General features: G+C 59.9%; 21 protein-coding genes. 11 read left to right on the forward strand and 10 right to left on the reverse strand.

The window, feature by feature from the left end; genetic code table 11:
* Positions 1–31: 31 nt before the first annotated feature.
* On the reverse strand, positions 32–1,396 hold the full coding sequence (locus JOE65_RS02230) for an alpha-hydroxy acid oxidase (protein WP_205161705.1): 1,365 nt from the start codon (positions 1,394–1,396) through the stop codon (positions 32–34).
* A 96-nt stretch (positions 1,397–1,492) separates the two neighbouring features.
* Here JOE65_RS02230 and JOE65_RS02235 point away from each other — a divergent pair, with 96 nt between their 5' ends.
* Positions 1,493–3,160, forward strand: a complete 1,668-nt coding sequence (locus JOE65_RS02235) for a PucR family transcriptional regulator (RefSeq protein WP_205161706.1) — start codon at positions 1,493–1,495, stop codon at positions 3,158–3,160.
* Positions 3,161–3,172: 12 nt separating this feature from the next.
* Here the strand turns inward: JOE65_RS02235 and ku are convergent, their stop codons facing one another.
* Complete coding sequence (ku, locus tag JOE65_RS02240) at positions 3,173–4,054, reverse strand: non-homologous end joining protein Ku (protein WP_205161707.1); 882 nt, start codon at positions 4,052–4,054, stop codon at positions 3,173–3,175.
* A gap of 272 nt (positions 4,055–4,326) precedes the next feature.
* On the opposite strand from ku, the gene JOE65_RS02245 reads away from it, so the two are divergent.
* Positions 4,327–4,821, forward strand: a complete 495-nt coding sequence (locus JOE65_RS02245; RefSeq protein WP_205161708.1) for an SRPBCC domain-containing protein — start codon at positions 4,327–4,329, stop codon at positions 4,819–4,821.
* Positions 4,822–4,865: 44 nt separating this feature from the next.
* On the opposite strand, the gene JOE65_RS02250 is transcribed toward JOE65_RS02245, so the two are convergent.
* Positions 4,866–5,936, reverse strand: a complete 1,071-nt coding sequence (locus tag JOE65_RS02250) for an NADH:flavin oxidoreductase/NADH oxidase (RefSeq protein WP_205161709.1) — start codon at positions 5,934–5,936, stop codon at positions 4,866–4,868.
* Positions 5,937–6,124: 188 nt separating this feature from the next.
* Between JOE65_RS02250 and JOE65_RS02255 the strand changes: the two genes are divergently transcribed.
* Positions 6,125–6,331 carry a VOC family protein gene (locus JOE65_RS02255; protein WP_239536586.1) on the forward strand — a complete coding sequence of 69 codons (207 nt, stop codon included), beginning with the start codon at positions 6,125–6,127 and terminating at the stop codon, positions 6,329–6,331.
* Positions 6,332–6,350: 19 nt separating this feature from the next.
* Here the strand turns inward: JOE65_RS02255 and JOE65_RS02260 are convergent, their stop codons facing one another.
* The 3 genes from JOE65_RS02260 to JOE65_RS02270 all read right to left on the reverse strand — a co-directional run bounded on the left by JOE65_RS02260 (position 6,351) and on the right by JOE65_RS02270 (position 8,880).
* A complete protein-coding gene (locus tag JOE65_RS02260) occupies positions 6,351–7,712 on the reverse strand; it encodes a TIGR01777 family oxidoreductase (RefSeq protein WP_205161710.1) in 1,362 nt (453 codons plus the stop codon).
* A gap of 91 nt (positions 7,713–7,803) precedes the next feature.
* Complete coding sequence (locus JOE65_RS02265) at positions 7,804–8,265, reverse strand: VOC family protein (RefSeq protein ID WP_205161711.1); 462 nt, start codon at positions 8,263–8,265, stop codon at positions 7,804–7,806.
* A gap of 30 nt (positions 8,266–8,295) precedes the next feature.
* Entirely contained in the window at positions 8,296–8,880 is a 585-nt protein-coding gene (locus JOE65_RS02270; RefSeq protein WP_205161712.1) for a TetR family transcriptional regulator C-terminal domain-containing protein, read from the reverse strand.
* A gap of 141 nt (positions 8,881–9,021) precedes the next feature.
* On the opposite strand from JOE65_RS02270, the gene JOE65_RS02275 reads away from it, so the two are divergent.
* The 5 genes from JOE65_RS02275 (at position 9,022) to JOE65_RS02295 (ending at position 18,129) form a co-directional block, all read left to right on the forward strand.
* The gene (locus JOE65_RS02275; RefSeq protein WP_205161713.1) at positions 9,022–10,980 is read left to right on the forward strand and encodes a primary-amine oxidase; all 1,959 of its coding nucleotides are present in this window, start codon (positions 9,022–9,024) and stop codon (positions 10,978–10,980) included.
* A 118-nt stretch (positions 10,981–11,098) separates the two neighbouring features.
* Positions 11,099–12,613, forward strand: a complete 1,515-nt coding sequence (locus tag JOE65_RS02280) for an APC family permease (RefSeq protein ID WP_205161714.1) — start codon at positions 11,099–11,101, stop codon at positions 12,611–12,613.
* A gap of 62 nt (positions 12,614–12,675) precedes the next feature.
* Positions 12,676–15,198, forward strand: coding sequence for an ATP-dependent DNA ligase (locus tag JOE65_RS02285; protein WP_205161715.1), 2,523 nt, complete (start codon positions 12,676–12,678; stop codon positions 15,196–15,198).
* Positions 15,199–15,231: 33 nt separating this feature from the next.
* Complete coding sequence (locus tag JOE65_RS02290; RefSeq protein WP_205161716.1) at positions 15,232–17,628, forward strand: phosphoketolase family protein; 2,397 nt, start codon at positions 15,232–15,234, stop codon at positions 17,626–17,628.
* Between the two features lie 36 nt (positions 17,629–17,664).
* Positions 17,665–18,129, forward strand: coding sequence for an SRPBCC family protein (locus tag JOE65_RS02295; protein WP_205161717.1), 465 nt, complete (start codon positions 17,665–17,667; stop codon positions 18,127–18,129).
* Here JOE65_RS02295 and JOE65_RS02300 read toward each other — a convergent pair.
* From JOE65_RS02300 to JOE65_RS02310, 3 genes are read right to left on the reverse strand one after another with little or no spacing between them, the layout of a single operon-like run.
* On the reverse strand, positions 18,126–18,488 hold the full coding sequence (locus JOE65_RS02300) for an SMR family transporter (protein ID WP_205161718.1): 363 nt from the start codon (positions 18,486–18,488) through the stop codon (positions 18,126–18,128). The genes JOE65_RS02295 and JOE65_RS02300 overlap by 4 nt on opposite strands.
* A 3-nt stretch (positions 18,489–18,491) precedes the next feature.
* A complete protein-coding gene (locus tag JOE65_RS02305; protein WP_205161719.1) occupies positions 18,492–18,806 on the reverse strand; it encodes a DMT family transporter in 315 nt (104 codons plus the stop codon).
* Between the two features lie 7 nt (positions 18,807–18,813).
* Positions 18,814–19,425 (reverse strand): cob(I)yrinic acid a,c-diamide adenosyltransferase, encoded by a 612-nt coding sequence (locus JOE65_RS02310; RefSeq protein WP_205161720.1) that lies wholly within the window; start codon positions 19,423–19,425, stop codon positions 18,814–18,816.
* Between the two features lie 52 nt (positions 19,426–19,477).
* Here JOE65_RS02310 and JOE65_RS02315 point away from each other — a divergent pair, with 52 nt between their 5' ends.
* The 3 genes from JOE65_RS02315 to JOE65_RS02325 all read left to right on the forward strand — a co-directional run bounded on the left by JOE65_RS02315 (position 19,478) and on the right by JOE65_RS02325 (position 23,094).
* A complete protein-coding gene (locus JOE65_RS02315; protein ID WP_205161721.1) occupies positions 19,478–21,202 on the forward strand; it encodes a BCCT family transporter in 1,725 nt (574 codons plus the stop codon).
* Positions 21,203–21,370: 168 nt separating this feature from the next.
* Positions 21,371–21,643 carry a hypothetical protein gene (locus JOE65_RS02320; protein WP_205161722.1) on the forward strand — a complete coding sequence of 91 codons (273 nt, stop codon included), beginning with the start codon at positions 21,371–21,373 and terminating at the stop codon, positions 21,641–21,643.
* Between the two features lie 83 nt (positions 21,644–21,726).
* Positions 21,727–23,094 (forward strand): APC family permease, encoded by a 1,368-nt coding sequence (locus JOE65_RS02325; RefSeq protein ID WP_205161723.1) that lies wholly within the window; start codon positions 21,727–21,729, stop codon positions 23,092–23,094.
* On the opposite strand, the gene JOE65_RS02330 is transcribed toward JOE65_RS02325, so the two are convergent.
* Complete coding sequence (locus JOE65_RS02330) at positions 23,063–24,181, reverse strand: GTP pyrophosphokinase (protein ID WP_205161724.1); 1,119 nt, start codon at positions 24,179–24,181, stop codon at positions 23,063–23,065. The genes JOE65_RS02325 and JOE65_RS02330 overlap by 32 nt on opposite strands.
* Positions 24,182–24,260: the final 79 nt, after the last annotated feature.

Consider the following 24,260-nt stretch of genomic DNA (forward strand, 5'->3'; position numbering starts at 1 on the left):
AGCTGGTGGAAGGGCCCAATTCATCGTTGAATCAGGAAACGGACGGTAGAGGCGAAACAGACGGCGGGTCATGAGTTGCACCAGCGAAAGGTGTGGATGGTTGGGGGGCGAAGGCGAAGGCGTCGTGCCTTGCTTCAGGGCGTGGCTCACTGTGACCGAGTTCGATGGTTGCATTCCTGACGTCGCGGATAACGTCGGCGCCCTTTGTCTTGAGCTCGGCAATGGAAGAAACGCCGATGAGGGTCATGGTACGCCGAAGTTCGTCCGCGAAGATCTCGATGATCCGGCTGACACCCGGAGACCCAGCGGCAACCAGCCCGTAGAGGTAGGCTCGGCCAATTGAGCATGCGTCGGCGCCCAGAGCCAGTGCCTTGACGACGTCGCTGCCACGCCGGATGCCGGAGTCAACGTGGATTTCTAGGTCATCCCCTACCCGTTGACGGCATTCCTGTAGGACATCCATCGGACTGAGCATATGGTCGAGTTGCCGGCCACCGTGGTTGCTGAGCTGGACAGCGTCGAGGCCAATGTCCGCAGCACGTTCAACGTCCTGCGGGTTGACGCACCCTTTGAGAATGATCTTGCCGCTCCATGCCTCCCGAAGAGCCTGCAGGTCATTCCAGCCGCTCCCCGCATCTGAATGCCCGAGGATCTCTTGCCACATGGAGGGAGAGATGGCCGTTGGCTCTGCGCTGACTGGGTCCAGATTGGGGAAGCTGATACCAGCGGACTTCAGAAAGCCAACCCACCAGCCCGGATGCAGCGTAATCTCGGCCAGCGTGCTCAGCGTCAGCGCGGGAGGCGCGGTAAATCCGTTGTGCAGATCTCGTTCACGCGAACCAAGTGCGCGGGTATCGACACCGACAATCAGGGTGTTGTAGCCAGCGTCCCTGCACCGTTCGAGCTTTTCATCGCGGGCCTGCGGCGCCTGACCTAAACCGAAGTTGAACCACCGCTGCAGCGTCGGGTTATTCTTGGCCACGGCTTCCATGGACACGGTGCTTAGCCCGGCGAGCGTGTAGGGGACACCAGCCTTCGCAGCCGCCTTGGCGACCGCCATCTCACCCTCTGGATGAAAGAGCCGGGTTGCGCCTGTGGGGGTCAGTGTCAACGGCAGTTCGCTGTGGGAGCCCAACAGGGTGGTGCCAGTATCCGGCCCCGAGACGGGCCCCCAGCTGGGCATGAGTCCCCAGGCATCGAAGACTGCGCGATTGCGCCGCAGGGTTACCTCATCCTCCGCTCCGCCGTCGAGGTAGTCGAAGATGCTCGCTGGCAGCACGCGCTTCGCCGCCCGACGATACTCCTCTACATTGAACGCGTGGTTCAGTACCCGCTGCCTCCGTGAGAGTACCGGCGCCCTGAACTGCATCAGCTGCCTGGCCTCAGCAATTTTCATTGGTCCCCCTCCAAGGTGGCGTTGAGTTACGCTCAGTCTAGGTTCGGGCGGCTGGAGCCAATATGGAGATTCGGACAAATGAGGAGTACCCGCACCATGGTTAAGTACCAGGACCAGAGCCGCGGGGAGGACTTCCTGGCAACGGTTACAGCCGTCGCCGATGCAGCCGGGTTGGAAGTCCTCAAGCTGGTTGAAGTTTCCGGTCACGGACTGGAGATCGCCTCTGGGGCGGTACTTTTTGATCCGACCGCCGAACCGGTCACATTTCCCGGTGGCATTGCACTCGCGATCGGTCTCCAGCTGGGCTCGCCGACGCTGCCAGCGCAACTGCGGTCGCTCAAGGAAGCTGGTTACGTGGCTGTGGCCTACAAGCGCAACGGGGCGGCGGACACTGCCCTCCGCCGGGCGGCCAGGGCGTCCTCGCTTTCGCTGCTTCGTGTATCGGACGCCGTGCCGTGGAACCATCTCCAGGAGATCATGTCCGCGGCCATCGTTCCGCTTGGCGCTTTGGGTAGGACGTTGGCCGATATTCGGCCCGGCGACCTGTTTGACCTCGCCAATGCGGTTGCTGTCCAGACCGGCGGCGCCGTGGCCATTTCCGATCCACAGCAGTCCATCCTTGCGTATTCGACTCTTCCGGAGCAGCCGATGGACGAGACCCGGCGGACGTCGATCCTGCGTCTTCACGTGCCGCATTCGAAACAAAACGATGCCGACTACAAGCGGGTGCATGCAGCCGACGGTGTGGTGAATGTTTCCACGCAGGAGCCAGAGCTGCGGCGGCTGGCCATCGCCATCCGGGCTGGGGGTGTGGTTCTGGGCTCGTTGTGGCTTCTCGAATCAGCCGCAAGTATAGAAGGGGAGTCCGATGGAACCCTTCGGGAGGCAGCTGCCGTTGCTGCGCTGCACCTCCTGCATCGGCAAACATCCTATGCCGCCAGTCTCACCCGGCAGATCGACATGGTCCGACCACTGCTGTTTGACGCCAACCGGGTTGAATTGACGGCGGCGCGGCTCGGGATTTCAACAGCTACCGTCCGCGTCGCTGCACTCAGCGCATGGCCAGCGCTGAAGAGCGCGCCGAATACACTGCGGTCAAGAATGCGGCTGTTCGAAATTGTTCGGGCCTCCTGCGCCGTCCGTCTTCCCTCAGCGGTCTGCGGACTGGCTGACAATATTGTTTACCTGGTGCTGCCGCAGAGCGATGCGAATACCGCCGCTTTCCAGAATAACGCGGTGAGGCACCTCGTACGCAGTGCCAGCAAGCTATTGGGCAGACCCTTGCTGGCAGGACTGGGAATGGAGAGTCCCGTTGCCTCACTTCAAACATCGCGGGTGGACGCGGAGGCCGTTCTCTCGGAACAGTTATGGCAGGCGGACGAGCGCCGACTGGACCTGGAATCAGACAATGTGGTCGCTGACCGCGCCTCGCTGGGGCCCGCCCCATATATGCGCGAGATCCTGGTTCGGTTGCGCAAGGAAGGCTTGCTACCAGGGATCTTTGCTGAACGGATCGCTGCCTACGACGTACTGAAGAAAACGGGCTTCGGCGCCACCATCCGGACGTATCTGGATTGCGCATGCAACGCCATCAGCACAGCCGCGGCGTTGGGGATTCACGTCAATACGGTGCGTTACCGGCTTTCGCGAGTGGAACCTCTCTTTGGACTGGACCTCGCTGATCCGGAGACGCGGCTACTGCTCTGGCTACAACTGGGGGTCGGCACAACGGTACTGAAGCGAGATGAGAAGCTGCTGCCCTGAATCGATATGGGGTCAGGCACTTTTCTTTGCGGTAGCTTTCTTCTTCGGTTTGGACTTCGCCTTCTTCTTGACCGGATTGTCGGCGTCGGACGTTTTGCTGCCTTTCTTGCCCCGATTCTTTTCGACGGAGCGTCGCAGCGCCTCCATGAGGTCGATGACGTTGCCGCCCTCGTCGTCGTCGTCCGTTTCGCCGAAGGTTTCCTCGGTGCTGAACCCCTCGCCCTTTTCGAGTTTTGCTTCCACCAACTGCCGCAGCTGCTCCTGATAGTCGTCAGTGAACTGTGACGGGTCAAAATCGGAACTGAACGACTCAACCAACGACGCCGCCATGTCCAGTTCCTTGGCGGAGATCTTGACGCTCTCCTCCAACGACGGGAAGTCAGCCTCACGCACTTCGTCATCCCACAGGAGTGTCTGCAACATGAGGGCATCCCCGCGGACGCGCAACGCCGCGAGCCGGCTCTTCTGACGCAGGGTGAAATGCACAATTGCGGTGCGCTCCGTCTTCTCGAGCGTTTTGCGCAGGAGCACATAGGACTTCGTCGATTTTGAATCGGGCTCCAGATAGTAGGCACGCTCAAACATGATCGGGTCCACTTGCTCAGTCGGTACGAACTCCACGACGTCGATCTCGCGGTTCTTCTCAACCGGCAGCGAATCCATGTCTTCGTCGGTGAGCACAACGGTTTGCTCGCCGTCATCATATGACTTGTCAATGTTGTCGTAGTCCACCACTTCGCCGCAGATCTCGCAGCGGCGCTGATACCGAATTCGCCCGCCGTCCTTCTCATGCACCTGGTGCAGGCTGATGTCGTGACTTTCCGTGGCGCTGTATACCTTGACCGGTACGTTGACCAGACCAAAGGCAATTGAACCCTTCCAAATGGATCTCATCCTCTTAGTGAACACCAAGGGTGCTGGCCTATCCACCGTTTGGGTCATTCCTGCAACTTTGGGACATTCCTGCGCAATGGGCGGGGACCGGCGTCGTTCTTGGGCTTGTGTGCGCCTATTGTGCAGATCACGGTGTCGTCTGGGGATTCTGTTCATCTGTCGTGCAGGTCAAGGGCTGCTGAGGCGCGAGAAGGGCCTTGACCTGCACGACAGACGGGACGCTGCCTCTTCCACATGCTTCTCGTCCCACGAATGGCGACTACGCTGGATGAGTGATCCCTGACGCCAATGAACCCATAGTGACCCTGCTCAACGACGGCGGCGAGACTGCTGTTAAAACGGAGTACCGTTTTGATGCGCCGCCTGCGAAGATGTGGGAGTTCCTCACCGACCCCAAGAAGCTGCGCTTCTGGTTCCCGTGTGAGATGACCATTCAACTCCGCGAGAAGGGGTCCGTGATTTTCACGTTCCCAGATGATCGCCCGGAGACCGGTTCGGTGGTGGCCGTGGATGAGAACCGGCTGTTGGCCTACACGTGGGGTGAGGAGTTGCTTCGCTGGACGCTGAAAGCGGTCGACGACGGCTGCCGTCTGGTGTTGACGGATGTTTTGGCGAAACCTTCCACCGCTGCGAATGTTGCGGCTGGTTGGCACCTGACGTTCCTTGGCCTCGATGACCTCCTCCATGAACGCGAGCTCGGACAGGACCCCGCGATCTGGGACGATTTTGTGCGGCGGTACAGGACGCAGTTCGCCAATAAGCCCTAACGCTCGCAATGCCCAACCCTTCATGACTGCGTCCGCCGAGTCGATTATTGCCAGGCGGCACGTTCGTACTGAAGCGGCCACGGGGTGCTGACCGGATCGACGCCGAGTTCATGCTGGGCCCGTAGCGGCCAGTTCGGGTCGCGGAGTGCCTCGCGGGCCAGCATGACGGCGTCGGCCTTTCCGTCCTGCAGGATCTGCTCCGCCTGCCGCGGCTCGGTGATGAGCCCGACGGCGCTGACCGGCAGCCCGCCGGTGCGGACGGTTGCGGCGGCCTCCACCTGATAGCCGGGACCCACCGGAATCTTTGCCTTGACGTTGCCGCCGGTGGAGACATCGATCAGATCAGCTCCGGCGTCCTTCAGCAGCGCTGCCGTGCGAGCTGATTCCTTGACGGTGATGCCGCCTTCGGTCCAGTCCGTTGCGGAGATCCGCACAAAGAGGGGCTTGTCTTTGGACCAGACCTCCCGCACCGCGCGAGTGGTTTCGATGAGCAGCCTCGCACGGTTTTCATGGCTCCCGCCGTATTCGTCCGTGCGCTCATTGCTCAGTGGGGAGAGGAATTCGTGCAGGAGATAGCCGTGAGCGGCGTGAAGTTCGACGACGTCGAACCCGGCTTCCAGCGATCGCCGGGCGGCGTCCGCGAAGAGACCAGGGAGGGCTTTGATCTCATCGAGGCTGAGTTCGCGGGGCGCCTTGTAGCCGGGAAAGGGGACCGCGCTCGGCGCAACGGTGGTCCAGCCGCCGTCGTCGTTCGCTATGCTTTCATGCCCGTCCCACGGCGCTGGCGTGGACGCTTTGCGGCCGGCATGGGCCAGCTGGACTCCGGCAGCCGCCCCGCGTGAGTGGATAAAGTCAACGGTTTTCTTCCACTCACGGGTCTGCTCGTCATTCCAGATGCCCGTATCCGCTGGTGAGATACGCCCTTCGGGGACCACCGCCGTCGCCTCCGTCAAAACCAGTCCAAAACCACCCGATGCGCGCGCGCCGAGATGCACAAGATGCCACTCATTCGGGACGCCGTCCACGGCGGAGTACTGGCACATGGGCGCCAGCCACACGCGATTACGGAACGTGAAGTTGCCAATGGTCAGCGGCTCGAAGAGCAAAGAGGTCATAGTCCAAACCAACGCAGAGGGGTTGTTGGTTATGCCCGTGGAACTCGGTACGGCCTCAGAAATGCGGGGAGGGCCCTCGTCAAGTCTGTTTCGTCGCCGTTAGGATGGGCTCATGACACTGAAGTTGGGCATGGTCACCATTGACACTGAGGACGCCATGCCGCTCGCGGATTGGCGGGCTGCCCGTGATGCTGGCTTTCCAGAAGGTCGATAAACCTACCGCTGGCAAGAACAAAATCCACCTGGATCTGGACGCGTCAGACCTCGACTCCGAGGTTGACCGTTTGGTCGCAGCCGGGGCGAGGCTCATCGAGCGGCGGGGTGACGAGAGCTTTCGATGGGTCACGTTCGCGGACCCTCAGGGCAACGAGTTTGACGTAGCCGAGCACGGCTGAGTACCGACTCAAACCGTGATCAGGCTTCGTCCCGTCCCAGCTGGTGACGGAGCGACCCTTCAAGGTCGGGTTGCCGGAAACGATGGCCCGCGTGTTGGAGTTTGGTCGGCGTAACGTTTTGGCTGGCTTCGGCGAGTTCTTGTGAGCCTTCCTCCCCGAGTATCAACGTGGGCCCTGCGCTCGGCACAGGGAGCAGTGCTGGCCTTTTCAGGACACGGGCCAAAGTTTTCGCGTATTCCGAGTTACGTACCGGAGTGGGTGCCACGGCGTTGACTGGGCCTGAGAGTTCAGGGTCAAAGAGGGCTCGGTTGTAGATGTCGATGAGATCGTCAATATCGATCCAGGACAGCCATTGTTTGCCGGTGGAGGTACGTCCGCCGAGGCCCAGAGAGAAGAGGGGCCGGAACAGTCGCAGGGTGCCACCACGGGGTGACTGCACTATGCCGGTGCGCACATTCGTGACGCGGATACCAGCCTCTGTAGCCGGGCGAGTGGCATCTTCCCAGTCGGACACAACATTCGCGAGAAAACCGTCGCCGACTGAGCTGTCTTCGGTCAGAACCTCATCACCGCGTTGCGGCCCGTAGTAGCCAATGGCGGAGGCGGCCACCAGAATAAGCGGACCCGAGGGTGTTTTAGCTGCAAGCTCAGAGAGGAGCCGGGTCGGTTGAACCCGGCTTTCACGGACCGCTTTCTTATGTTCGCTGGTAAAGCGCCCAGCAATGGATTCGCCGGCAAGGTGCACAAGAGCGTCAATGTTCTCCAGCAAGGCTGGGTCCGGCTGCAGAGGATCCCACTGGCGCTCGTTAGGATTCTGAACCGGGTGCCGAACGAGACGAATCACCCGGTGTCCACCTGAGGTGAGGAACGCGCAGAGCGCCGTACCGACCAGGCCTGAAGATCCCGTCACAGCAATCGTCAATGGCTGTGCACCGTTTTCTTTTGCCCAACGGTGTGCTGAAAGGTCATCGGCAAGTTGTCGGTGCCGATATACGAACATCGGGCGTAACAACTTTAATCCGACGGGTGTTTCTACCCGGTCGATGATGCGCGTCCCTGCGCCGCCGTCGCATTCTGCAAATTCGTGCGTATGGCGCCATCGCAGGAGAGCCTTGACAGGCAGCGAGGTGATTCCGTTTGATGAGATGGTGTCCACGAACTGATGAGGTGGCCGGTACCCCTCCGGGTCATGCTGGGACACCCAGGTGAGGCCGCCAGGTAGAGAAAGTATGGCTTGGCCGTCTTTCAACGACTCGCTCTCAGCGCGGAGGCTGACCGGCTGCCAAGGCGGTGACAGTCGCGTAAATGCTCCGGGCCGGGTGTGCCAGGCGAAAACTTCCTCAATAGGGGAGTTGACGGTACTGGAATGCGTGATTCCCATGTGCCGACTCTAGTCCCAACTCCGCAGGTGTGCCTACGTCTGCGTGGGCCTGTGTAGCAGGGCACGCAAATGAATCGTGCTCGGCGGTGTGTCAGTCCAGGCAGAACTCGTTGCCCTCGGGATCCGCCATGACGATGAAACCGGTGTTCATGGGAAGGTCAGGCTCGTGCCGCTGCAGCCTCGTCGCTCCTAGCGCGACCAGCCGTTCGCACTCTGCTTCGAATGCTGCCATCCGCTCGCTTCCTTGAAGGCCCGGAGCTGCTCGGATATCGAGGTGAAGCCGATTTTTGGCCACCTTGACTTCAGGCACTTGTTGGAAAAATAGCCGAGGGCCGCACTTTTCTGGGTCTTCGAGTGCTGAACTTGAGTTGCGGAGCTGTTTTGGGACGCCGGCTTGCTCCAGGAAGGTCGCCCACGCGGCCAGTGGATCCGTGCCTTCGGGTAAGTCCGCTCCGGGTGGAAACGGGTGGACATAGCCCAGCGCATCTCGCCAGAAAATCGAAAGTGTCAGGGGGTCGTGGCAGTCGAACGTGACTTGGAATTCGCGGCTCATATATTTGATCCTGTGTAGGTCTGTGGTCGGTTAAAGCATCGCCAGGTAGGCGTCCAGCGCCTCAATCTGTTGCGCGGGAGAGAATTCTGCCGGATAGAGAACCGCCATAACCTGGGCTCCCATGGTGGTCGATAGAAGATGACGGACAACCTGAATGTCCACAATCGGCTTGGTGATGATTCCCTCGTCGCGGGCCTGTTGTAGATAACCCAGCATGCGTGTCCGCCACTGATTCATGTCCTGCGCGTGCTGTTCTGCCTTCTCCGGGTCAGTCAGAGCCTTCTGCCAGAACGGGACCACGATTCTCGCTTCAAGGATGCGGTCCTCATCCAGGGGAAGCACCTCGTGGCAGAAAGCACGCAGTGCCGCCAGACCCGACAGGTCTTTGGTGCTTCTCTCCGTCCTCTCATTGGTCAAGTTGAAGACGTGCTGAAATGACGCCGCCAAAAGATCGTCCTTGGAGGCGAAGTAGGGCTTAAGGGCGCCGTTGGCGAATCCTGCGTGGCTTGCTATTTCCCGCATGGTGGCACCATCGATACCGCTTTGAGCGATGACCCGCCAGGTGACTTCGACGAGTTCAAGACGCCGCGCATCATGGTCGACTACTTTCGGCACCGTACCTCGACTTTCAGATCTTTTTTCGATTTTCCTAGCCAGCCCAGCTTACTTGTGGTTATGATTCTCCGAACGTAGAAAATAAATGTGAGAAACATTACATAGCGCTGTGATGCACGACTCAAACCTAGGGAGGCAGTGATGTCAGTTATTCCTGACACCAGCCAGTCAACGCAAGCAATGCTCAGCCGAGACGAACTCATAGCGGCACGAGAACTTCTGCAAGAGGCCGGGTACGTTGAAGCTGACACTCGCTTCGCATACCTCGGAATACTCGAGCAGCAACGCCGCAGCACCCGCCGAGAAAGCTCTGGCAGCGACCACGCCGAGACTCACCAGGAGGAGCGCCGAGTCCGTGCTCTCCTTCACGACATTGGTGGCGGACACCCCCGGGATGTCATCGTGTCATTGACTAAGGGCGCGGTGGAGTCCGTGGTCGAGTTGGATACGAAAGACACCGGCGAACTACCCGTCCTTGATGAAGACTTCGAGGCCGTGGAACAGATTCTTTCCACGAATGAGGAATGGCTTGCTGCCCTGGCACGACGAGACCTTGACGTAGCAAAGGTGCGCGTTGCACCACTGTCAGCGGGCGTTTTCGAGTACCCAGAGGAGAAGGGTCGGCGGATCCTGCGAGGGCTTGCCTTCGTGCAGGAATTCGAAGAGGACAGTGCGTGGGCTCACCCGGTGGACGGCTTGGTCGCATATGTCGATACTGTCAATCGGTCGGTCGACAAGGTGCTCGACTTTGGATCAGTGCCGATACCCCCGGAGAGTGGCAACTTCACTGATCCTGACGTCACCGGGCCTCTGCGGACCAGCCAGAAGCCCATCAGTATCACCCAACCGGAGGGCGTCAGCTTCACGGTTGAAGGCAACCACCTTGAATGGGAGAAATGGAACTTCGACGTCGGCTTCGACGCCAGAGAAGGTCTCATCCTGCACAACATCGCCTTCCGTGATGGTGAGAAAAACCGTTCCATCATTAACAGGGCATCGATTGCCGAGATGGTTGTCCCCTACGGCGACCCCTCACCGGTGCGATCCTGGCAGAATTACTTCGACACCGGGGAATACCTGGTGGGCCGCTACGCCAATTCACTTGAGCTCGGCTGCGATTGCCTCGGTGAGATCACCTATCTCAGTCCTGTCATAGCCGATGAGCTCGGCAACCCACAGGAGATCCGCAACGGCATCTGCATTCATGAGGAAGATGCAGGCATCCTTGCCAAGCACAGCGACCTCTGGTCCGGAGTGGACTACACCCGCCGCAACCGCCGGCTGGTCATCTCCTTCTTCACAACTGTTGGCAACTATGACTACGGCTTCTACTGGTACCTCTATCTCGACGGGACCATAGAGTTCGAGGCCAAGGCCACCGGCGTTGTCTTCACTAGCGCGTATACCGGCAACGACGACTATGCCTCCGAAATGGCGCCAGGCCTCGGCGCCCCGTACCACCAGCACCTCTTCTGTGCACGGCTTGATATGGCTGTCGATGGTCTGGCGAACCGGGTCGAGGAGGAGGAAGTTCTCCGGGTGCCGATCTCGGAATCGAATCCGCGCGGAAACGCTTTCTCCCGCAAACGCACCGTCGTGAGCACCGAATCCGAGGGTCTGCGGACGGCTGATCAGTCGAAGGGTCGCATCTGGCGTGTTTCCAACCCAGACGCGAAAAATCGGCTGGGCGAATCAGTGGCCTACAACCTCTACCCAGCCGGGCTGCCAGCGCTACTGGCCGACGACGAGTCGTCGATCGCTCGACGCGCGGCGTTTGCCACCAAGGATCTCTGGGTGACCCGCTACGCGGAAACGGAACGCTACCCGGCAGGCGACTTTGTGAATCAGCACAGTGGAGGGTCCGGCCTTCCTGAATACGTGCAGCAGGATCGCGACGTCGATGGCCAGGACATCGTTCTGTGGCACAGCTTCGGGCTCACTCACTACCCGCGGACCGAGGACTGGCCGATCATGCCTGTCGATACCGTCGGCTTCAAGCTCAAGCCGTCCGGCTTCTTCGACCGCAATCCCACACTCGATGTTCCGCCGTCGTCCAGTGGCGAGTGCCACACCGAAGATGACGGGGGCGGTTGCCACTAATCGGGCCCATGCGCCATCGGGGCATACACCCAGACCACGGACGTCTGGACGCACTACGACAATTCACCACAGGCACTCGCGCCTTTTGCCGCATTTAGCTCAATGAGGGAGTAGCAATATGGAGAAAGTAATGGATCCTTCCGAGGAATCCACGACCGAGCTGCGCCGAGGCAGGCTCGGCGTTATCGGCGTCGTCTTCTTCGTCGTGGCCGCCGCCGCACCACTGGTTGGCATGACGGGGGCCGTGCCGATCGCCATCGTTCTGGGTAATGGGGCGGCAGCACCAGGCGCCTACCTCGCCGTCGGGCTAACGCTGCTGCTCTTCAGCGTTGGCTACGCGGCGATGAGCCAACGGGTGACGAATGCGGGGGCATTCTTCGCCTACATTGGCAGAGGGTTGGGTAAAAACCTCAGTCTAGGCTCGGCATTCGTGTCATTGATCGCCTATATTTCCATTCAATTGGCCATTTTTGGCTTCTTTGGTGGTCTGATGGCTGGTCAGATGGGGGCACTTGGCCTTGAGCTGCCATGGTGGCTGTGGTCCTTGATTGCGTGGGCTATTGTCACAGTCCTGTCCCTGGCCAGTGTGGATGTCGGTGCGAAAGTACTGGGCATCCTGATGCTGCTCGAGGTGTTGTCGTTGGTGATCACCGCCGTTGCGATTCTGATCGACGGCGGCCCAGAGGGCTACAACTTTGCCGCCTCGTTCTCGCCGTCGGCCATCCTCGCGGGTGGATTGGCCGGTTCCGCCGGCATCGCCTTTGCCTTCGCCTTTGCGTCTTTTATCGGGTTCGAAGCGACGGCCATTTATGGCGAAGAATCGAAAAATCCCAAGCGCGTTGTTCCCCGTGCCACCTATCTTGCCGTTGGGTTGATTACCGCACTGTTCGCCATGACTGCTTTCGCGCTGGTGACAGGTATGGGCGCATCAACGGTGGTGGAAGCGACGGTGGAGTATTCGACCGTCGACGGCGTTCCGCTCGCCGATCCTGCCGCCGTACTGTTCGCGTTGGCTACCGACTATGTTGGCGGGTGGATGGCAACCGTCATGAGCGTTCTTGTGCTTTCCAGCCTGTTCGCGGGCCTGCTGGCTTTCCAGAATGCAGCTAGCCGCTACGTGTTTGCCCTCGGTCGCGGAGGCGTGCTTCCGGGCCGACTCGGTTCGGTGAATGCCCAGGGAGCCCCGCAACGAGCATCATTGACGACGTCGGTCATCACCGGTGTGGTGATCTTGGTCTTCACGCTGTTCCAGCTGGAGCCTATTCTGAACATGTTCTACTGGTTCAGCGGGCTGGCTGTTGTCGCCATCGTGCTGATCGAAGCGCTGGTGTGTATCGCAGTTGTTGTCTTCTTCCGCGCAAATAAAGGCGAGGAGGGAATCTTCACGACCATAATCGCACCTGTGCTGGCGTTCATCGGTTTGCTCATTGGTGAGTACCTGTTGATGTCCAGGTTCGGGCTGCTGGCTGGAACCACCGCTGAGGGCGTCGACCCTTCGGTGACCTCATGGGGACTGAGCCCACTCGGCTGGTTCCTGATCGCACTGCCGTTCATTGTGCTACTGGCCGGATACCTGTTCTCCAGGTTTGCCGGACAAGTAAATGACGACTTCATCCGCGACGAATTGTCATAGACTCTCGCAGGGGGGAGCGTCAAGGGGTGGCGCCCACGAGCTTTCCCAGTAAAACTGGGCCTATGGCGACGTCGGACCGTAAACAGCAGAACGTGACCGTGGACGGTCACAAAATTAGGCTAACCAGTCTGGATAAAGTGCTGTATCCGGAAACGGGCGATACCAAGGCCGATGTGCTGTCCTACTTCGCCGGCATCGCCGAGCACCTGATCCGTCATGCGCGCAACCGTCCCGTGACGCGCAAACGCTGGGTCAACGGGGTAGGCACTCCGGAGAAGCCAGGACAAGTGTTCTTCCAGAAGAATTTGGACGAATCGGCGCCGAACTGGGTGAAGAGTTTCCCCATCGAGCACAAGGACCACACCAACGACTATCCGGTCCTGAATGACCTCGCGACGCTGACCTGGCTGGGGCAGATTGCGGCTCTCGAAATCCACGTCCCGCAGTGGCAGTTCGGGCCGCGGGGCAAGATCAACAATCCCGACCGCTTGGTGCTTGATCTCGATCCGGGGGAGGGGGCTGGACTTGCGGAGTGCGCCGAAGTGGCCCGGCACGCGCGCAGCATCCTGCTGGACATGGGTCTGGATCCCCGGCCGGTCACCTCGGGTTCCAAGGGGATTCATCTTTATGCCGCGCTGGACCGCAAGCAAACAGCGGAGCAGGTGTCCGCCGTCGCGCATGAACTGGCGCGCGCAATGGAAGCTGACCATCCGGAGCTGGCGGTCAGCGATATGAAGAAGACTCTGCGCAAGGGCAAGGTTCTCGTGGACTGGTCGCAGAACAACCCCAACAAAACTACCGTTACCCCCTATTCGCTGCGTGGCCGGTTCCGCCCCATGGTTGCCGCGCCGCGAACGTGGGATGAGCTCGATGACCCGAATCTAAACCAGCTCGACTACGAACAGGTGCTCGAACGGGTGGAGAAGGACGGCGACCTACTGGAGGGCATGGCGGCCGGAACCATGGAAGAGGACTCGCTCGACGACGCCGTGCAGGAGGCGCTACCCACCGACCGCCTGAGTAAATACCGGTCCATGCGAGACGCCGCGAAAACGCCGGAACCGGTTCCGGAGGCGGTGAATATGCACGACGACGAGTCGTTGCCCACGTTCGTCGTCCAGGAACATCACGCCTCGAACCTGCACTACGATTTTCGGCTGGAGCACGACGGCGTTCTGGTGTCCTGGGCGGTACCCAAGGGGCCGCCGTCGACGTCGGGCAAGAATCATCTGGCAGTGCAGACTGAGGATCATCCCCTGGAATACGGAACATTCGAGGGGAGTATTCCCAAAGGAGAATATGGTGCGGGCGAGGTCTACATCTGGGATCACGGCACCTATGAGAAAGAGAAGTGGCGCGAGGGCAAGGAAGTCATTTGCGTTGTTCACGGACAGCCCGACGGCGGCCTAGCAAAAGCCGGCTCGAGTGTGCGGAGATACGCCCTCATCCACACCGGCGGTGGCTCGTCCAAGAATGGAGGCAAAAGTGGCGAGAAGAATTGGCTCATTCACTTGATGAAAGACCAACCGGGCAAAACCGGAACGGGAGCGTCGCGTCCGCGGGCCACCGTGGGGATCGGCAAGGACACCAACCCGGACGAAGGGAAGTTGCCCTCGATCGAACCCATGCTGGCCAGCCTGGGCTCCGCTGCGGATGTTACCGACGAGGATGACTGGGCGTTTGAGATGAAGTGGGACGGTATCCGCGCCATCGCGAACGTCACTCCCGGCGGAGTGAAGCTCATCAGCCGCAACGGCAACGACCTGACCGCTACTTACCCGGAACTCGCGGACCTCGGCCAACACGTCAGCGCAAAACAAGCGGTCCTCGACGGCGAGCTCGTGGCTCTCAATAAGGCGGGACGGCCGGACTTCGGCCTGCTGCAAAAACGGATGAAGCTCACTAAGAAGGTTGAGATCGAGGCGGCTGCACGTAAGACTCCTGTGCATTTCATGGTGTTTGATCTGCTGCACCTGGATGGGCAGTCGACGCTTGCCTTGGAGTATTGCCAGCGCCGCGAAATACTGGAACAAGCGGTCGAAGCCACGGACGACTCTCACGTGCAGGTGCCCCCGGACATGGATGTTGCGCTTGCCGACGCAATCCAATCCAGTAAGGATCTGGAGCTGGAAGGCATCATGGCCAAACGAGTCGACAGCACGTATAGCCAGGGACGACGATCAAGGAGTTGGGTGAAGATCAAGAATCAGCTCACGCAGGAGGTAGTGGTCGTCGGTTGGAGGCCTGGTAAAGGTGCGCGGGAGCGAAAGGTCGGCTCGTTGCTGGTTGCGATTCCTGACGGTGTCGAGCTCCGGTATGTGGGCCGAGTGGGCTCGGGGCTCTCGGATAAGGAACGTGCCGAAGTGGGTGCCCGTCTGAAGAAGATGTCGAGGAAAACCCCTCCGCTCGACGACGTCCCCACCGCAGATGCCAAGGACGCGCAATGGGTGCGGCCGGCGCTTGTCGGTGAAGTGCAGTACTCGGAAAGGACTGACGGCGGTAAGCTCCGCCATCCGGTATGGCGCGGGTGGCGGCCGGACAAGAAGCCGTCCGACGTCGTCGTCGAACAGGTGCCGGAAACGTGAATAATTTTTCGCAGCGTAATCAAGGAGGACGGCATGAACAATCTGAATGTTGACAGAATCCATCAGTGGTGGCGGGCAGCGAACTACCTCTCCGTTGGGCAGATCTACCTTCGCGATAACCCTCTCCTACAGGAGGCGCTGAGGCCCGAGCACATCAAGGCGCGGTTGCTGGGCCATTGGGGCACCACGCCGGGGCTCAACTTCATCTACGCGCACCTCAACCGTGTGATCGCGCGCGACAAGCGCAGCGTTCTCTTCGTCACTGGTCCCGGTCATGGTGGTCCGGCGAACGTGGCGAACGCCTACCTCGAGGGCACGTATTCGGAGATCTACACGCACATTCGGCAGGACAGGGAGGGGCTGCGAGAGCTGTTCAAGCAGTTCAGCTATCCTGGCGGGATTCCCTCGCACGCAGCGCCAGAGACACCAGGATCCATCAACGAGGGCGGGGAGTTAGGCTACTCGCTCGTGCACGCCTACGGCGCTGTCTTCGACAATCCTGGCCTTATTGCTGCCACAGTGATTGGCGACGGCGAGGCGGAGACTGGACCCCTTGCGGCGAGCTGGCACTCCAACACTTTCCTGGACCCGGCGCTCGATGGCGCGGTGCTGCCCATCCTGCACCTCAACGGTTACAAGATCGCGAACCCCACCATCCTGGCGCGCATGCCCGAGGACCAGCTGAAAGCACTCATGACCGGGTACGGGTACACTCCGCACTTTGTCACTGTGAAGGATCCGAAAGCGTTCGATCAGGCCCACCGCGAATTCGCCGAAACACTGGACGCCTGCCTGCAGGAGATCGACGACATTCAGGCCGAGTATCGCAGCGGCGAGGGGCAAGGCGAGAAACACGACGCGAAGCATCCTCCGCGCTGGCCGATGATCGTCCTGCGCTCGCCAAAGGGGTGGACCGGGCCCGACGTCGTTGACGGCAAGCAGGTGGAGGGCACCTGGCGTTCGCACCAGGTGCCCATTTCCGGGGTCTCGACGAATGAGGAGCACCTACAGTTGCTCGAGGACTGGATGCGGTCCTACCGGCCGGAGGAACTGTTCACGGACGACGGCGTCTTCCGTCCTGAGATTCAGGAGCAGGCGCCCGATGGCGACCTCCGCATGAGCGCAACGCCGTATGCCAACGGCGGCCGGTTGTTGAAGGATCTGCGCCTCCCAGAGTATGAGGATCACGCGGTTGCCGTGAAGCGCCCGGGTGAGGAAAAAGTCAGTCCCATGATCAACATCGGGAACTACCTGCGCGAGGTCATCGAGCTCAACCCGGACAATTTCCGCATCATGGGCCCGGATGAGACCGCGTCCAATAGGCTGCAGGCTGTCTATGACGTGACGGATAAGGTGTGGGAGCAGGACCTGCACGACGTCGATGAGCATCTTGCGCGGTCGGGGCGCGTCATGGAGGTCCTCAGCGAGCACCTGTGCCAGGGGTGGCTCGAAGGGTATCTGTTGACCGGTCGGCATGGTGTTTTCAACTGCTACGAGGCCTTTGTCCACATTGTTGACTCAATGTTCAACCAGCATGCCAAGTGGCTCAAGGTCCATCAGGACCTGCCGTGGCGGCAGCCCATCGCGTCGCTGAACTACATGCTCTCGAGCCACGTGTGGCAGCAGGATCACAATGGTTTCAGCCATCAGGATCCGGGCTTTATTGATCATGTGGTCAACAAGAAGGCCGACGTTATCCGGGTGTATCTGCCGCCGGATGCCAACACCATGGTGGCCGTTACGGAACATTGCCTTCAAACACGGGACACGGTCAACGTGATCGTCACCGGAAAGCAGCCGACGTTGACATGGCTGGGGCCGGAGGAAGCCCGGCTGCACTTCGCCCGCGGGATCGGCACGTGGGATTTCGCCGGCAATGAAACCGAAGGTGAGGAGCCCGACGTCGTACTGGGTTGTGCCGGGGACGTACCAACACTGGAGGTGGTGGCCGCCGCGGGACTGCTGCGTGAACACTTACCGCAGCTGAAGGTTCGCGTGGTTAACGTGCTGGATCTGATGCGTCTACAGGACGCCGAAGAGCACCCGCACGGGCTCCAGCACCGGGACTTCGACACCCTGTTCACCGCAGACAAACCGGTCATTTTTGCCTACCACGGCTATCCCTGGATGATTCACCGTCTCACCTACCGCCGGACGAATCACGGAAATATTCACGTTCGGGGATATAAGGAGGAGGGCACCACCACGACTCCGTTCGACATGGCGATGATGAATCAGATCGACCGGTACCAACTGGCAATAGACGTCGTGGACCGTGTGCCGTCACTGGGTGCGTCGCAGGCTGTTTTCCGTCAGTGGCTGCAGGATGAACGTCAACGAGCGTGGCAGTACACGCGCGATGAGGGCAAGGATCCGGACACCATCATCGGTTGGACATTGGACGAATCGACCCCCGACGATGCACAGTAGGCTTATGGGACGACCCCTCGACAGAAGGAGCGAATAATGTCAGAAACACGCATTACGGCAACACGCACCATCGACGCAGCAGCAGCGGAAATCTTCAAGATCCTCTCAAATCCGGAGCGGCACGCTCAGATCGACGGCTCAGGTATGGTCCAGTCTGATGATGTTTCGGATCGCATCACTGGCACCGGTCAGATGTTCACCATGAACCAGAACTGGGACAAGTTGGGCGGCGACTACAAGACCGAGAATCATGTCACTGGCTATGACGAGAACAAGCTGCTCGCATGGAAGACGGCAACGGCGGGGACCCAGCCTCCTGGCTGGGAGTGGGTCTGGGAGCTCCAGTCGGAGGGACCGGATTCAACGAAGGTCTCCATTACCTATGACTGGAGCGACGTGACCGACAAAGAGGTACTGAAGAAGGTTTCGTTCCCGGCAGTGTCCAAGGAGGAGCTGGAAACTTCCCTGGGCAATCTTGCCGCGGCGGTCTCTGAAGCCTAGTTTGCAGTTGCACTCCCGCGGGGCTCGGTTTTTCGGGCGTCGCGGGAGTCCACAAACTTCAGGCCTATGACGCACCCGATGATGCCGGCAAGGAACAGCACTTTCAGAATCCCAGCCGTTTCCTCGCCGAACGCCACGGCGTAGGTCACCGTGAGAACGGCGCCCAACCCTGTCCAGACCGCGTAGGCGGTTCCCACCGGGATACTCTTCATGGCGTAGGCTAGGCCCGCCATACTCAAGGCGAGCGCCACAAAGAAGATGAACGACGGCGTCGGCTGTGTCAACCCCGCAGACTCACCGAGGGCTGTGGCCCAGATAGCTTCCATGACTGCGCTGGCCAACAGAACGATCCAATGCACCGGTTACCCCACTACTTTCAGTCCAACAACGCAACCAATGATGCCCATCAGCAGCAGAACCTTGACGAACGTTGCTCTTTCTGCGCCGAAAGCCATAGCGTAGGCGGCCGTCAAAACCGCGCCGATTCCCACCCAGACCGCGTACGCTGTACCCACGGGAATGCCCGTCATGGCGTACGCCAGCCCAGCCATGCTGAGAGCGAGGGATACGACGAACAGTAGGGTCGGCCTCAGCCGCCGAAAGTTATTAGAGGCAGAAAGAGCCGTCGCCCAGACCGCTTCGAGGACTCCGGCAAGAACCAGGACAACCCATTCCATACGTGGATCAGGAAGGGTTCTGCGGGTCCACCGGACGAACAGAAGCCCCGGGAACCCACGTGATGTCACCGTGCTCCGCATTGGCTCCACGCGCCAGAACAAACAGCAGGGACGAGAGGCGGTTCAGGTACTGGCCGATCAGCGGATTCTGAGCCTCAGGGTGCGCATCAACGGCTTGCCAGACAGCGCGCTCGGCCCTGCGGACGACACCACGAGCCTGATAGAGGACAGCAGCAGAGAGCGTTCCGCCAGGCAGGACCATCCCGCTGAGGTCCTTCGCTTGCTGCGCAAAGTGTTCAATGGCTCGCTCAAGCCGCTCTATATGTCCCTCAACAATGCGGACCGCAGACTTGGACTCGCCATTGACGGGCGTCATGAGATCAGCAAGGGCGTCGAACAGGTCGTTCTGCACACTGATCAGCGTGGTGGAGACCTCATTGGACAGCCCACCCAGGGCGATCGCAACACTTACGGACGCATTCGCCTCATCACACTCCGCATAGGCAGCAACTCGCACATCCTGTTTAGCCATCTCACCATGCTCGCCGAATGACGTTCTACCGTTGTCGCCTTCGCGGGTGTAATACGGATCCTCCAGCTTATTCTCGCGTTCAGTCATAGTGGCCAGTATATTGATTGCAGTACCTGACATCGACAAGTGAGGAAAAAACATGTCCGAGGATCTAGCGGACGGTTCCATCGAAGCACGGCTGGGCGAACCCGAATCGGTTCCGCCCGCCAAGGGTTGGGCCACCGTGGACAAAACGGTTTTCGGTGTATCTGCGGGCATCATCGTTGTCGTTTGTCTCGTCGGCGTGTTGTTCACCACGGAGGTCTTCGACGCCACGACCGCCGCGCTTGGGTGGGTAACCAGCAAGTTCGGCTGGCTTTTCATCCTGAGTGCCACCGGCTTCGTGGTGTTCGCACTCGTTCTTGCCTTCGGGAAATACGGAAGCATTCCGTTGTCCCAAGAGGGCGAGAAAACCGAGTTCTCCACCATTTCGTGGGTGGCCATGATGTTCAGCGCCGGCATGGGAATTGGTCTCATGTTCTTCGGCGTGTACGAGCCCGTGACGCACCTGGCCACTCCTCCGCCGTTCGTTGATGCTGCAGCGGGCAGTGCGGAAGCGGCGAGCTCGGCCATGGCCTACACGTTCTTCCACTGGGGCCTGCACCCGTGGGCCATCTACTCCGTCGTTGGCCTGGCGCTCGCGTACTCCACCTACCGTATGGGTCGCGGAAACCTGATGAGTTCGCCGTTCCAATCGATCTTCGGCAAGGAGCGCATCGAGAAAGGGTGGGGAAAGCCCATCGACATTCTCGCGATCATCTGCACCAAGTTTGGTTCGGCCACATCCCTTGGGCTAGGCGCTCTGCAGATCGCCGCCGGTATTGCGCTTCTGCGTACGGGTGAATTCAGTGACGATCCAGGGGTCGCGGTCCCCATCATCATTATCTGCGTCCTCACCGTGGGTGTTGTGTTCTCCGCTGCTAGCGGCGTTTCCAGGGGCATCAAATGGTTGAGCAACACCAATATGATTCTCGCCGCGGTTCTGCTGGTCTTCGTGTTCGTGGTGGGCCCAACCGTGTTCATCCTTGATCTGCTGCCGAATTCCATTGGTTCCTACTTCAACAACCTGGTATCGATGAGTTTCCACTCGGCCGTCTTTGGCGGCTCGGACTGGTTGGCCAGCTGGACCATCTTCTACTGGGCATGGTGGATCTCGTGGACGCCGTTCGTCGGGACGTTCATCGCCAAGATCTCTCGTGGGCGCACTATCCGTGAGTTCGTGTTGGGCGTGCTGTTGGTACCCACATCAGTGAGTATGCTCTGGTTCGTCGTCTTTGGCGGTGCCGGCATCAACCTGCAATTGGGTGGGGTGGACATTGCCGGTACCGGCAACGAAGCGGCGGGCTTCTTTGCGGCGTTGCAGAATTACCCGTTCTTCATTGGGGCTGCGCTGATAGTCATGCTGTTGACCGCCGTTTTCTTCGTCAGCGGCGCAGATGCTGGTGCGTTGGTTCTGGGAACACTTTCGAGCTATGGACGCAAGGAGCCGTGGAAGCCGCTGGTGATTCTGTGGGCTGTCCTGACTGGTGCTGTAGCCGCCGTGCTGTTGTTTGTTGGCGGGCTCGATGCGTTGCAGACCTTCACTATTCTGGCCGCCACCCCATTTGTGTTGGTGATACTGGGCCTATGTGTTGCTCTCTACGTTGACCTACGGCGCGATCCGCTACGGCAGCGCCGGTCCGGCCCTGTCCGTGGCGCCGCTATTGCACCTCGGACGGTTCCGTTCAGTGAGCAGGCGTTAGCTGAAAATGACAATGATGATGGGACTACTGCAGTACAGACGCCGCCGGATCCTGATGCAGGTTCCACCTCTTTGAGGACCTGACTCGATATCCTTCATTGACCTTTTCACAGGGTACAAAGTATCCTTAGCAAACGGGTAAAGTAGCCGCCTGTGCACCTGGAGTGACGGATTGTACGGGGCAACGTTGCCCCGATTACACCACCGAACCCCCTCTCACAGTGTGCTGTTGAAAGCGTTTCTGGAGGTCCAATGTCTATTGTTCATGAGTCGGCACGGTCAACATCCGTGGCGGTGCATTATGGGGCCGGAACCATCGCAGCACCGGCGCAAGTGCCTACCTGCGACACCTGTGGCACGGACGAGCACCTCATTTACGAGGAGTACGTTCCAGCCCGCTTGGCTATTCGTGGAAGTGACGCGGAGCCTGCCAACGCAGCGTATTCCTGTTCCGAGTGCGGGCGTTTCAGCGCCCATGTTGTGCCTGCATCCTGGTGCCCGCCGAACTGGTCGTTCTACCGCTAGAATCCCCTTAGCGCGAAGTCACCCCTTGCCATCAAAATTGCCCCTGTGCGGGGTGATCTCGCGGGTAGGGGGTGACTTCGGCCATGGAGAAATCTCAAAATTTGATAAGGGCGGGGAACGTGCACCAGTCGGAAGCAGCTGAGCAGGACCAGCGAGAGAGCAAGCTGAAAAAAGCGATCAGCGGGAAATTACTCTTCCTCTTCATCCTCGGTGACGTCCTTGGTGCCGGAATCTATGCGCTTGTGGGCGTGATAGCCGGGGAAGTGGGCGGCGCCATCTGGGTCCCCATGCTTATCGCATTGCTGTTAGCTCTGCTGACCGCTTCATCCTACGCGGAACTGGTCACCAAATACCCACGCGCAGGTGGAGCCGCGGTCTTCGCCGAACGCGCGTACCGGAAACCGATGATCTCCTTCCTGGTGGGCTACGCCATGCTCGCCGCCGGCGTCACCAGCGCAGCCGGACTGTCCATTGCTTTCGCAGGCTATTTCACGTCGTTCCTTCCCGGCTCACAACTCTTGATCACCACCGTCTTTCTGATCGTCGTCGCCTTCCTGAATGCCCGCGGTATCAAGGAGTCGGTGCGGAGCAACGTGGTCATGACCGTCATCGAGGTATCCGGACTAATCCTTGTCATAGTCCTGGTAGCCCTCATGCTTGGTGCGGGCGACGGCGACATCAGCCGGGTCAATGATTTTCGCCAGGGCGTTAGTGCTCCCGTTGCCATCCTGGGAGCAGCGCTCATCGCGTACTACTCGTTTGTTGGCTTTGAAGTCTCGGCGAACGTTGCGGAAGAAGTCCGAAATGTCCGCAAGGTGTATCCCAGAGCGCTCTTCGGCGCTCTGCTCACTGCTGGCGTTGTCTACGTACTCATTGGGCTGGCCTCGAGTATCACCTTGTCACCAGAAGCGCTTCAGTCCTCTGATGGTCCGCTACTGGCTGTTGTCAAGGAAACGGGATTCGGAATTCCCCCGTGGCTCTTCGGAATTATTGCACTTATAGCCGTCGCGAACGGTGCACTCCTGACTATGATCATGGCCAGCCGCCTGGCTTATGGGATGGCAGAAGAGGGTCTGCTGCCGTCTGTGTTCGGTCGTGTCCTGCCGAACCGGCGCACCCCATGGGTGGCCATCGCGGTGACAACCGCCGTCGCCATTGCCTTGACGTTCACGGGCGGGCTGGCAGCACTCGCTGAAACTGTGGTGCTGCTACTCCTCTTCGTCTTTGTCAGCACCAATGTTGCCGTCCTGGTGCTCCGCAAGGATCGCATCGAGGAGAAGCACTTCAAAGCTCCCACGATTGTCCCGGTACTGGCAATCATTTCCTGTCTGGTGCTGCTGACACAGCAGGACGGTGCCGTCTGGCTGCGGGCAGGGATCCTCATGGCAGTGGGCGTGGGACTCTATTTCCTCACGAGAATTAGGGGTGGCGCAGCGCGTCAGCGCTCTTGAACGCCTTGATCTGACGGTGCCTGCGCAAAAGGCTGTCCCTGCGAGGGTGAACCTCCGACGACGTCGACTCGGCGGTCAGCTCAATGTGGTCTTTACCAAATCGCCACAGCAACACATCATCCAAGAGCCGGTCCGGTCCGGGGGAGTAACGGTGTTCCAGGGCCCTCCGGACTTTGGTAATGGTCTCGGCCTGCAGCAGGTCTGCCAACTGAATCGTGGTTTTCAGTCCATGGGCTGCGAGGAGTTCTGCGGCCCAACCCCAGTCGTCGTCTGACTTTCGGTCCACGTGCGGAAGCAGCGTCTCCCAGATATGCCGGATCCGGTTTGGGGTAAGAGGTTCCACTCCCTCGCCGTCCTCGTCCCAGAAACCCGTCACTGTCTCGTACCGGTCATACAGCTCCGCGAACGCCGACTCCACTGTCTCCAGCATGGCCGCCGTTGCCGTGAACTGCCGGTCAAAATACGGACTCCAGGCACGGGGGTCGGATGCCTTGAAGCGGATGTCGTGTTCAATCTCGCTCCACGCGTGGGCGAGGATGGTGCGGATCTGGACCTCGAACATGTAGCTTCCCGAGGCGTTCCCGTCCGGCTCGATGGTTTGCTGGAACCGCTTGACGACGTCGTTCTTGATGGTACGGAGAATCAGGTGGCGGCTGGAGTATCCGTAGGTTCCGGACTCGATGGAACCGATGTCCTTCTCGCGGTCCCCGCGGCAATCGAAGTCGGAGCGATGACGTTTGATGAGGTTCGCAGCAAGGGCCACCTCGTGGGGAAGCGCCGTGATGACACGTACCCCCACCACATCCGTCAGATTTCGTAGCGGATCCGGGAAGACCAAGGATGGCGGATCCTCCTCCGAAACAGGCTCCAACATGCGGGACGCCTTTTCACGAAATGAATCCAGAGATTTGGTGCGGGCAGTAACGAATAGTGGATGGACCGCGGAGTCGGCAAATATATCCTGAATCTCCGCACGGACTTCCTGCGTCACGAACTCCATGCTGCTGCGAATGCGCTCGAACTCGTCAACACTCGCCTGAACCAGAGGCCGCAGACTCTTATCCAGCTGTTCCCAGTTACTGCTCATATCCACTCCCTTTCCTGACCATCGCCAGCCTACCCGTCAGCACCGACAATGGGCAGGTAAGCTCGGTCCGGCACCGATA

It is taken from the genome of Arthrobacter roseus (genome assembly GCF_016907875.1).
Taxonomy (GTDB): Bacteria; Actinomycetota; Actinomycetes; order Actinomycetales; family Micrococcaceae; genus Arthrobacter_J; species Arthrobacter_J roseus.